We start from the raw sequence: 11141 nt of genomic DNA, 5'->3' as shown, positions 1-11141 counted from the left end.
TACCAAAAGTGGATATTTGCTATTGTTCCGCATGGCACTGGTAACGCTCTTGCCTTTAGCAGTAGGAAGCTTAAACGAATTTGTTTTATTTGTCACATTCTGAATATCATTCCATTTAAATTGTGAAACTTTTGCAAGAGCAGTGTTAATCCAACCCATCTTTGTATATATCTGAATCACAGAGCAGTCGTTTATAGGGACTATTCCCTCTGATCCGTACAATCCCAAACAGATAAGATCATTTTCAGTGGATAGCGCAAGAGAATATTCCGCGATATCAGGGAGCTGAAGCATAATACCCCCTCCAATAGGGTTGTCTCCTCCATAAGAAAGCTTACCATCATTGGGACTGAGGGAAATCGCTCCCGTCCAGGAGCCCTCTTCTCCTTGTTTACCTTCCGCATTATATCCTTTGAGATTGCCATCAAGCGTAGGCTNTTCAAATTCTCCGTTTGAATTCTCCCAAGTAGCTGATAAAAGGATAATTTTTTTTCCTTCATTTTCGAAACCGCAATATTTTTCGAGTTTCTCCTGAGTGTCAAACCAGAGCCAACCGTCGGCATCGCAGTCGGCAGGGTCGAAATAGTTATAGGTCTGTTGCGCGTTGGCAATGGATACTGCGGTCAATGCCGCCAGTGTAAGTAAAACTTTTTTCATATTATTCTAAATTAAAGGGGTTAAAATCTTTAAAATCCTTAGGGTCCTTAGGGTCTCTAAAGTCTTTAAAGTCTCTAAGGTCTTTTGGGTCTTTAGGGTCTTTAGGGTCTTTAGTGTCTCTAAGGTCCTTAAAGTCCTTAATGACCCTAAAGACCTTAAAGTCCTTAAAGACCCTAAAGTCTTTATTACATTTCCTTCCATCCAGGATTCTGCTCCAAGCCATGATAGCGCACGTCATCCCAATCGAGAGGGAGATAATACTGCTGTGCGCGGAAATACCTGACCACGGTGTTGCGACCGTTGACTGTCGGATTGGAAATCTTCTTGCTGCCGTCTTCATTATATACGATCTTCACTCCGAAAAGCGGATTTGTAGAACCGGTCATCTTCTCTTCGGCAATGTTGTATCTGAGCAAGTCCCAATAGGTGGTTTTCTCAAAAGCGAGTTCCACGCGACGCTCATTCATTATGTCATCCCAGGTCACGGATTCAAGTTCGGGCATATGCACACGTCGACGTATCCTATTTACTTTCTCAAGGGCATCGCCAGTGCGACCTTTCTTGAAATCAATCTCAGCATAATCAAGAAGAAGTTCCGCATAGCGCCACAGTATACAATTCTGCGAAGAGGCATAAGTGTCGTCTGTGTTTATAGCCTGACTTTCACGAAGGAATTTTGCCATNTAATATCCGGTGCGGCTCACGGCTGCAGTCGTGGACGTTCCGTAAGGCGTGAGATCTTCTCCCGCCACTTCCTTACCATCCTGCACAGTGTAGTGAAGATCCATCGTATGCCCTTTCCACTGCGCTCCATCATAGAGAATATTGGCATAGAAACGGAAGTCGCGACCTTCATATGGATTATTCTTGTCATATTCAGACCCCGCTTCGTTGATTCTCTTACCGTTCGCCATACGATATTCGTCCACATGGTTTTGAGTCGGATTGTATGCAGCAGTAGTTCCTCCGAAAGAAGATGCGGCAGCATCCCTGTCGAGTTTATGTCCGTTGGCACTGGCAAAATTACCGTCATTGGCATGCTGCACTTCCCATATCGACTCCTTGGAATTTTTTGTAAGGAATATGTTGCGGTATTCAGCCACCACTCCGTCACGGTCTGTAGCCATGATCGGAATAAGGTCATATTGGTTAGTGGCTATGACACGATCATATTCAGCCGCAGCAAGGTCCAGAAGCTCCATGGAGCGGTTATCCGGGAAACCGAGAAACCCTTTTTCCTGATTCTGGAAATGGTCGCCTGCAGCCCAGAAATAAGTCTTCGCCTTTAGCATATAACACACACCCTTTGTAGGGCGACCGACATCCGACGCCGAGTTGGACACAGATAAAAGTTTGGATGCCTCCTCCGCCTCTTTGGTTATGAACTCCACCATCTCCTCGTATGTGGCACGCGGGAATTTAACATCATCCACCAATGGGTCATAGGGGCGGGTTATTATCATGGTTCCCCCGAAAGAACGGAGCATCAGATAATAATAATATGCACGGAAGAAATGCGCTTCGCCAAGAACCCTGTCTTTAACGGAAGGCGTAAGCTTATCCTGATTCTCCAGAAGAATATTTATTGAATTGATCTGAGTGTAATATCTCAGCCAGTCTGTCTTGCCACGGGTCGTTATATCCTGCGCCATGCTCTTGAGGATGTTGCCGTAGTCACCATTATACCAGTCACGCTTGCCCACTGTAAGTTGATCTCCATACCATGGTTCATACTCCGCACCGAGACCTTTCATTATGGTGGTCACATATGTATAGAAACCGCGATCCATATTACGGTACCATGGCAATACATATTCGTCAAGCAGCAGGGGGTCTTCCCAGATCACTTCGGCAGGAAGCTTGTCATTGGGGAAGTCACGGAACAAGCTGTCGCAAGATGTGAATCCGGCAACACCCGCAAGTCCAAGACCTAAAGAGAGAAATATATTTTTGATTTTCATCTTATCTTAAAGAGATAGGGATTATAAGAATTATAATAACTGTATAGATTAGGTTATGTTAGGCAAATCCTACAAACCGAAGTTAAGTGTAACGCCATACGTGCGGGAGAGCGGGTAGCCACGCAATGACTCCGGATCCATGTTATGGAGCGAAGAAATCGTGAAGAGGTTACCGCCCTGGAGTGCAACATCAAGCGAAGATATCTTTGCGCGCTTCAACCATTTCGAGGGGAAACGATAACCTATAGTCAGTGCCTTCAGACGCAGGAAGTCGCATTCCTTAACCCAGAATGTGCTCTCTTTACGGTTGTTATCGCTTGACGAAGCAAATTTCAGTCTGGGATATTCCGCTCCCGGATTTTCAGGAGTCCAGGTGTTGGTCATATGATAATCCTGGAAGCGCTGGAGCGAACGGCTTTCAAGCGTATACAGTTCTGTGATCTTCTGGTTATATCCTGCCACTCCTTGGAACTGTGCCGACATATATATACCCTTCCATGATGCCGAAAGGCTTATACCGTAATTCAGGTCCGGACGCGAAGAATTTTTCACATACACACGGTCGTTTGACGTCAGCACCTTATCTCCATCCTGGTCAACATACTTGATGTCTCCGGGAGCGAGAGTGGCATTGCCCATGCCATCCTGATCAACGGGCCAGTTGGCTATCTCCTCATAGCTCTGGAAAAGTCCGGCAGCCTCATAAAGCGACCATACGAGATACGGTTTACCGGCACGACGCAAATTGGGCAGCTCCGCAGACTCGTCTCCATAATCGAGCACCTTATTGTTGGATACCGAGAGATTCACGCCCACGCTATATTTGAAATCGCCCACAGTGTTCAGGTGCTTGACAGAGAAATCCCAACCCTGGAAACGTATCTTACCGATATTTATGTTCGGCACAGAGCCGTCATTACCTACTGACGGCGGGAACAGATATGACGGTGCGCTTGTCACAAGGTTAGTGCGGTAACGTTGATAGTATTCAACGGTAGCGTTAACACGATTATTCCAGAAACCGAGGTCAAGGCCCACGTTCCAGTCTTTAGATTTACCCCACTGAAGATTCTCGTTGGGTATAGTGCCGGTGGAAACCATGATACCGGGGGCGAAATTGCCACCTATAGGATAACCTCCGTTCGGACTGAACATATATTGCTTAAGATAGCTGTAATCTCCCACACCGCCGTCATCACCGAGGATACCTACAGAACCGCGCAATTTGGCGAACGATATCATATCGCCGGGGATACGTTCGAAGAATTTCTCATTTGATATGACCCACGATGCAGAAAGCGTCGGGAAGAAACCCCAGCGATGCTCAGGCGCGAAACGCGTGGAACCGTCAACACGGAAACTGAACTCGGCGAAATAACGCGACGCGTAACCGTATGTGGCACGACCGACAAGCGAAGCCCTCTGGCTATAGTATTCCGATCCGACAAGCTGTCCGGTGGAGGTAGATCCGATAATTTCGGGGTATTGACCCGGAAGATTAGGATTTGTGCCGTTGATATACTTATTGTTGTAATCCTGATAATTCGCTACAAGCAGACCGGTAACATCGTGTTTCTCTGCAAACGTGTGGTTATAGTTCACGCCCAACTCCACAAGCTTGTTGTTGATTGTCTGCCACCTGTCCTTAAGCGTGATTTTCGCGTTGGGATACACGGTTTTGGAGTCGATGGACGTTGTTCCCGTAGCTTCGTCATACAGATAGAGAGTAACCGGCTTACGATATTCCGAAGAGTTCTGGTGGTTGAGGTCGAGAGTTCCCTTAAGGTAGACCTGCAGACCGTCGACACCGGGAATCTTATAGCGCAACTGGGCATTGATGGTATGGTAATCCGACTTCACCTTGTTGTAACCGCCGAGACCTTCCACGTTGATAAGGGGATTGGAACCTTCGATGCTGGCAAGATTGCCGTCAGTGAAGCGGAGCACCTGCAACGGTGAGAAACTATAAGCCGCATCAATAGTAGTGTATGATGAATTTTTATTGGAAGACACATTTCCGGTAAGGTCAACCGACATTGAAAGACCTTTGAAAAGGTCTGCGTCAACCTTTGCAGAATAGTTGAACCTGTCCCTGCTCACGTTCGAATACAGACCTTTCGTATTCGTATAACCTGCCGACACAAAATAGCGCACGGACTTCACACCACCCGAAACCGAAAGGGTGTAGCGCTGCGAGTGTCCCCACTTGTCGAGATAGTTAAGCAGGTTTTCGTTTCCATACAGGTTTGGATTGGAACGGATCGCGTCAAGATCATATTTAGTGTAGACATCGCTTCCCGACTCCTCTACCACACGGTTATAAAGCTCCGCAAACTGGTAGCCGTCAAGGAACTTGGGAAGATACGTAGCCTCCTGGAAGTTGAACTGCCCGCGAAAATTCACACGCGCCCTGCCGCCATCCTTGCCGCGCTTTGTCTGCACGAGGATAACGCCATTTGCCGCACGCGCTCCGTAAACAGCCGAAGCGGCTGCATCCTTAAGGATAGATATGCTTTCGATATCATCCGGATTCAAGTCGGAGAGACGCATTTCCCCGTCGCCTGTATTTGTGCCAAGGCGAGGCACACCGTCTATCACGAGCAGCGGACTTCCGTTGTTACCACGAATAGATATTGAAGCCTCTGCATTAGAAGACGGGTCACCGTTATTCGACATGACTCCGAGTCCGGGAATCTGACCGGCAAGAGACTCATCTACGTTCATGGCAGGAATCTTGGTCAGTTCTTCACCCGACACCACCTCTACGGAAGAGGTCAGCGAACTCTTCTTGGCTGTGCCATAACCGATAACCACGAGCTCGTCAAGATCTCCCGTAGTAGGCTCTAACTTAACGGTCCCGATTTTTTGCCCCGAAGCGACATCTACATTCTTCGGACGATATCCGACATAAGAAAATATCAGCGCTCCCTTTTTACCGGGCATATTTATTGTAAACTTACCGTCAATGTCGGTGGAGGTTCCGATTGTGGTCCCACTCACCTTGACAGTGACTCCGATCAGGGGTTCCCCCTTCTCATCCACCACGATGCCGGAGACCGGCGCGGACTGTGCGAAAGCCGCTATAGCCGCGAGGCAGAGAAAAAATATTGACAGGATGGATCTCATTTATATCTGATTAGTTCTTAATATATTACTTGCCGTTAAGCGTACGCTCTATCGCAAGGATCTGATAGTCGTAGAAGTCTCGGGTGGCAGCGTCGGCAGTAGACGCACGACGTGTCTTGTAAAGGTTCTGCGTCTTGCGTAGGAGAGAGGTCATCATCGGACGCAATTCCGTTGTGGGAAGCGGTGTCTGGTTGAGAAGGAGACGGAAGAAAGAGTGATCCCCGTCTTCATGCGCCTGACAAGCCGAAAATCCGCATGGAAATTCCGGAAGGGTGGAAAGAGCCATAAACTCGGCAAATTCATCCACTACCGTCATCGCATCCTCTTCTGCAAAGGAACGGGAAGACTTTGCCACCTTAGGTTTGAGACCCGAATATGTGGTCATCACGTCGATTGCAGCCTGCTGCATGTTACGCTCTGTGGCATTGAGAGCCTTGCCTTTCTTTGTTGCCTCGAAAACTCCGTTGTAAGCTTCGGCAATATATTCGGGAAGCGTATAATTCAACTTTGGATCAAGTTCGCCACCCTCTTTTATGCGCTGCAGGTTGGTAGAGATAAACAGGCAGGCAACTACATTGCGCTGCATCTTGTCGCGGTACTGATAAGGCTCCTCGAATTTTGCAATCAGCTTGGCGGGAACCATCCAGTCGCTTGTGCGCGCCTGATTCAACAGCCACTTCATAGCCTCGCGCTGTTTTGCCTTGGGAATGAAATTGCGCTGCATGCCGTTGTCTTTGGCGCCCTGGCGTATCTCTTTGAACTCAACGCCGCCGATGTAGGGATATACATGACCTACATGACGAAGATATTGCTGGCACATAGCTTTGTACTTGTCGGATAGAGGTTCGAAATCTTCGCCCGGCTCTCCCGCCCAGTCTTCAAGATTATTCATGATTATCTTGAGATTCGATATCGCCATGTCTCCGGCTTTGATATGGTCGTTCCCGAGATCTTCAGTCTGGTCTGTCGGGTCGACAAGCCCGAGGAACTGCTGCGNTCCGAATTCATACATGGGGTCATTGGCTTTTTCTGCTATCCAGCGGTCGAGAGTCGGTTTCTCCGCCTCCGGGGTGTCTGCGCCGGGAATAAGGCGATAGCCCCAGTTGATGGCATAGATGTCATAGACGCCTACCGGAGGGGGGGTGAGTCGAACGCCACGCTCAAGATCTCCCGGCTGCGCCACAAAGTTGTTGCGGNCATAGTCCATGATGGATGGAGTCGTGCCGTGCTTCTGTGTGAAAGCAGGGTCCCGGAGATTGTCAAGAGTGAAGGAGTGCGATGCACCCATGTTGTGCATAAGTCCGAGACAGTGACCTATCTCATGCGCCGCTACATAAGTGAGCGACTCATGCATCACGTCATCGTCAAACACCGGTTTGCGCACACGAGGATCGACAGCACCTGTCTGTGTGAAACGCCAGTTGTGCACAAGGTTGAGGATATTATGATACCAAATCACGTCCGCGCCGAGAATCTCGCCCGTGCGTGGGTCGGCATAAGAGGGTCCCATGGCGTTGGCGGTAGGAGTTACACAATAGCGGATGCAGGAATAACGGATATCGTCCGGATCAAAATCCGGGTCATTCTTGGGATAGTCACGTGCCTCTATAGCATTCTTAAAACCGGCAGCCTCAAAAGCCGTGTTCCAATATTCGATACCTTCCTTTACGGCAGGACGCCATTTTTCGGGAAAAGCGGAATCCACGTAAAATACGATCTTCTTTTTAGGCTCCACAAGCTTTCCTGCAAAATAAGCCTCGCGGTCTTCATCCTTCGGTTCCAGACGATGACGGTTTATGATCTCATAAGTCTTGGTACCGTCAAGTTTGGAAGAATAGAGGTTCTTATATTCCGAGAAGAAACCGACACGCTTGTCATGAAAGCGGACAGGCATGGGATCATCGGGAAGCTGCACAATATTGCGCGACATTGTGACCGTATACGGATTGGCAGCAGTGGGAGTGGTATAAGCCAGACGGCTTTTTATCTCTACATTCTGAGGGAACGATTTTGCAGAAATCACTCCTGAACCATCGGCATAATATGTGCCCTTGATGCCATCCTTACCACCGAGAAGTTTTGATAAGGGATTAGCTTCCTTAATCGGGGAAATCGATTTCTCGTTGCCCGCAAAGAAAGAGGTGACATCGACATATATTTTGCCGTTACTCTTGTGATCTATTTTGAAAGACTTGAGGATAGGCTCCGCAAAGTTAAGGTCGAAAGAGGCACGGATGGGATCATCATCCTTAACGACACTCGTAGACTGAGGAAGAGTGATGAAAAGATTGTTGTCATTGCGCGAGAAGCGTATCAACCGGGACGACACCACCTGACCGGCAACCCAGTCATTGGTCTGTGACAACGAATTAACGCGGTTCACGAGCATATAGGTCTTTCCTAACACAGAGTCCGGAATCTCGAAATACAGTTTTCCTTTATTGTCAAGATAAGTATTGAACATTCCGCATGTCACCGAGGCATCCTTAAGCTTTTTATGGAATGCCACGCTGTCTTTTGCCTCTTGCGAAAGCTCTGTCTTGGGGAGTTCCGTTTTTTTCTTCTTCTTTGCCTCTGCAGGTTGAGAGGAGCATAACGCGCCGATTGCCAGAAAAGCGGCTATCGCATAATTCGCAGATTTAGGGTTCATATACTTTTAGGTTAGAAATATTATGAATAAGAATGATGTGAAAACCGAATTTTGAAGCAGGAGCATTGTTTCGCGGCAGGATTCGCAAAACGTGACTGGTTCCACGGATTTCGTTATAAGAAGGTAATAACTTATGGCGAAATTCTTTACTTATTCATTATTGGCGGCAGCCTTGGGATTCGCATCTCCGGCTTTCGCCGATGATGCCGCTACGCCGGCTTTGACATTTACCGTAGACCGCGCTGCGGTTGAAAGCAAAATGGTTTTCCAGATTTCCGCTACCGATGGAGCGACAATACAGGTAGACTGGGGTGACGGCGTTCTCAGGGATGTCACGATTGCCGATTACGATGCGGCAGGATATGTATTCACCGAAGTTGACGGCACTATTGCAGGCACTTCCATCAAGGTGTATGCTCCCGACGCATCGAAAATCAACTACCTCTCGGCAGACTGGACCCAAGCCGACGATGCAGATGCAAAAATCAAGGGAATCAACGTTTCCCAACTGGCAGGACTGAAAGAACTTGTTTTAGACAATAACAACATAGGAAGTCTTGACATATCAAAATGTGTTGCCCTTACCAGCCTCAGAGCCAGCGACAACCGCCTGACTTCCCTTATTTTTGGTGAAAACCCGAACCTTAAGACAGTAACTGTAAGCAACAACTTCAATGTAACCTCCGGCTCACTTAACAGCGGTGCGGGCAACAATCAGGTTCTTGCCGCAGACTGGTCGAAACTGCCGGAGCTATCCTCACTAAACGTTGCCGCCAACTTATATTCCGAACTCGGATGGTCCGACACATTCGATATCTCCAAAAACACAAAACTCGCGACGCTGAATATCAATGGCTGCGGAATCTCGGAACTTGATCTGACACCGTTCACAAGCCTCAAGACTCTCAACGCCCAGTGGAACAGTCTGGAAAAAGCAGACCTTTCCGGCATGGTGGCAAACGGCGCTGCCGTTTATCTAAACCACAACAACCTTCTGAGTGTAAAGCTTCCTGACACATCCGCCAGCAAGATGAACCGTCTGAACCTTGCCGACAACAATCTTACTTTCGAGACACTCCCGACACCCGGCATGACGAAAGTTGCCGCCAACTATGTATACGCGCCTCAGGCTGTGATCAACAACACTCTCAACGGCAAGAATATCGCAGACTTCTCGAATCTTGCCAAAGTCGGAGAAACCACAACCGTATTCACCTGGGAATCAAACGGCAAGACCGTAGAGGGAATATACAACGAAGACAATGGCACGTTTACATTCTGCGAGGCGGGAGAATATGTCTGCAAGATGACGAACGCCGCATTCCCCTCTTTGACGCTCTCGACTACCGCCGTAACAGTAGGGCAGTCGGAAGTATGGCCCAGAATGCTCTTCTCATTCATCGTTGCCCCTGAAGCAACAGGCAAGACAATGACACTCAACATATCCACTACCGACAAGCAGAGCGTGCAGGTTGACTGGGGCAACGGGACACTGTCAAATCCGGTGGAGACGAAGAATTATAATACAGACTGGGAATACGGCACACCCACCGGCAAGGTTGCAGGCACAAATGTGACTGTATACGGCAGCAACCCGTCGACTATCAACGTGCTTGACCTCGCATGGGATAAAGAAGCAGGTGCGGCTACAAAAATATTATCCGCTAATCTATCTAAGCTTTCCGGAATAGATGAGCTCATTCTCGCTTCAAATGCCCTGACTTCTCTTGACCTGACTGGTAATGCGGCATTGACAAAACTCCATATCAACGGCAACAACATCTCGGACATCAGATTCCCCGAAAATTGCGCGTTGACCCGCATAGAGGCGCAGAACACCGCTGAAGCCGGCGAGAACGACCTTTTCAAGGTTGACCTGAGCAAAGCGACAAAGCTGAACTACCTTTTGATCAACTTCAACAACAAGAACGCAGAAGCCACAACCATCAACCTTGAGAACAACACTGAGCTCGCCACATTAATGGCAACTGACTGCAACCTTGAGACCATCGACGTTTCAAAACTTGCGAAACTCGCACAGCTCACGGTAAACAACAACAATCTCGAGACCGTAGACGTGTCACATATGGGCGAGAAAGGACGTCTGTTCGCAATGAACAACAAGATCTCCTCACTCGTGCTTCCTGCCAAACTGGCGACTCTGAACATATCCAACAACAAGCTGACTTTTGAAACACTTCCGTCAACATCGATAGCGACAAATTATACCTACAACAACCAGAAACCCATGGTTGTGACCGCAGCCGAAGGTAAGGTGGACCTTTCGTCACAGGCAATGGTGGACAATGTCGAGACCGTGTACGTCTGGACTTCCGGAACTGAGGAAATCAAAGACTTCAGTGTGATGAACGGTTTGTTCACATTCACAAAGTCTGCAGAGAAAGCTGTCTGCACGATGACCAACGCCATGCTTCCGAAACTTTCGCTCACAACTGTGCCGGTCGACATCACCGTCGAGGGATCGGCTGTAGAAGAGATTGAGGCAACAGACAACTGTGAGGCTGAATACTTTAATCTTCAAGGCGTTAAGGTAAGCGGCAATGAACCCGGAATTTATATCCGCCGTCAAGGCAACAAGACTTCAAAAGTCATAGTGAAATAAGAGCCTGTTTAAAATCAATACAAGGCGGTGTGTCAAATTCTATCAATTTTGACACACCGCCTTTATTTTAGCCGGATGGCGAGGATGCTGTCAGAATGGTCCGAATCATTCAGCCAACGACCCA

At 48.2% G+C, this 11141-nt stretch carries 5 protein-coding genes; 1 reads left to right on the top strand and 4 read right to left on the bottom strand.

Annotated features, from left to right (window positions below):
- Positions 1–658: 658 nt before the first annotated feature.
- The 4 genes from JX312_RS03765 to JX312_RS03750 form a co-directional block, all read right to left on the bottom strand.
- Positions 659–880, bottom strand: a complete 222-nt coding sequence (locus JX312_RS03765; RefSeq protein ID WP_204457125.1) for a hypothetical protein — start codon at positions 878–880, stop codon at positions 659–661.
- Positions 843–2618, bottom strand: a complete 1776-nt coding sequence (locus tag JX312_RS03760; protein ID WP_204457124.1) for a RagB/SusD family nutrient uptake outer membrane protein — start codon at positions 2616–2618, stop codon at positions 843–845. Before JX312_RS03760 ends, JX312_RS03765 begins: the two co-directional genes overlap by 38 nt.
- Positions 2619–2687: 69 nt before the next feature.
- Positions 2688–5744 (bottom strand): TonB-dependent receptor, encoded by a 3057-nt coding sequence (locus JX312_RS03755; RefSeq protein WP_204457123.1) that lies wholly within the window; start codon positions 5742–5744, stop codon positions 2688–2690.
- A gap of 25 nt (positions 5745–5769) precedes the next feature.
- Complete coding sequence (locus tag JX312_RS03750) at positions 5770–8394, bottom strand: zinc-dependent metalloprotease (RefSeq protein ID WP_204457122.1); 2625 nt, start codon at positions 8392–8394, stop codon at positions 5770–5772.
- A 133-nt stretch (positions 8395–8527) separates the two neighbouring features.
- On the opposite strand from JX312_RS03750, the gene JX312_RS03745 reads away from it, so the two are divergent.
- A complete protein-coding gene (locus JX312_RS03745) occupies positions 8528–11017 on the top strand; it encodes a leucine-rich repeat domain-containing protein (protein WP_204457121.1) in 2490 nt (829 codons plus the stop codon).
- Positions 11018–11141 lie beyond the last annotated feature (124 nt).

Source organism: Barnesiella sp. CU968 (assembly GCF_905219685.1).
Taxonomy (GTDB): domain Bacteria; phylum Bacteroidota; class Bacteroidia; order Bacteroidales; family Muribaculaceae; genus Lepagella; species Lepagella muris_A.
The sequence above is the reverse complement of the archived record's forward strand: the minus strand, read 5'-3'. Positions and strand labels throughout refer to the sequence as shown.

What these genes read in the sequence shown, in the direction of transcription:
- JX312_RS03745 (WP_204457121.1), top strand. Translation starts at nt 8,528, where the DNA reads ATGGCGAAATTCTTTACTTATTCATTATTGGCGGCAGCCTTGGGATTC.
- JX312_RS03765 (WP_204457125.1), bottom strand. Translation starts at nt 880, where the DNA reads ATGGCTTGGAGCAGAATCCTGGATGGAAGGAAATGTAATAAAGACTTT.
- JX312_RS03755 (WP_204457123.1), bottom strand. Translation starts at nt 5,744, where the DNA reads ATGAGATCCATCCTGTCAATATTTTTTCTCTGCCTCGCGGCTATAGCG.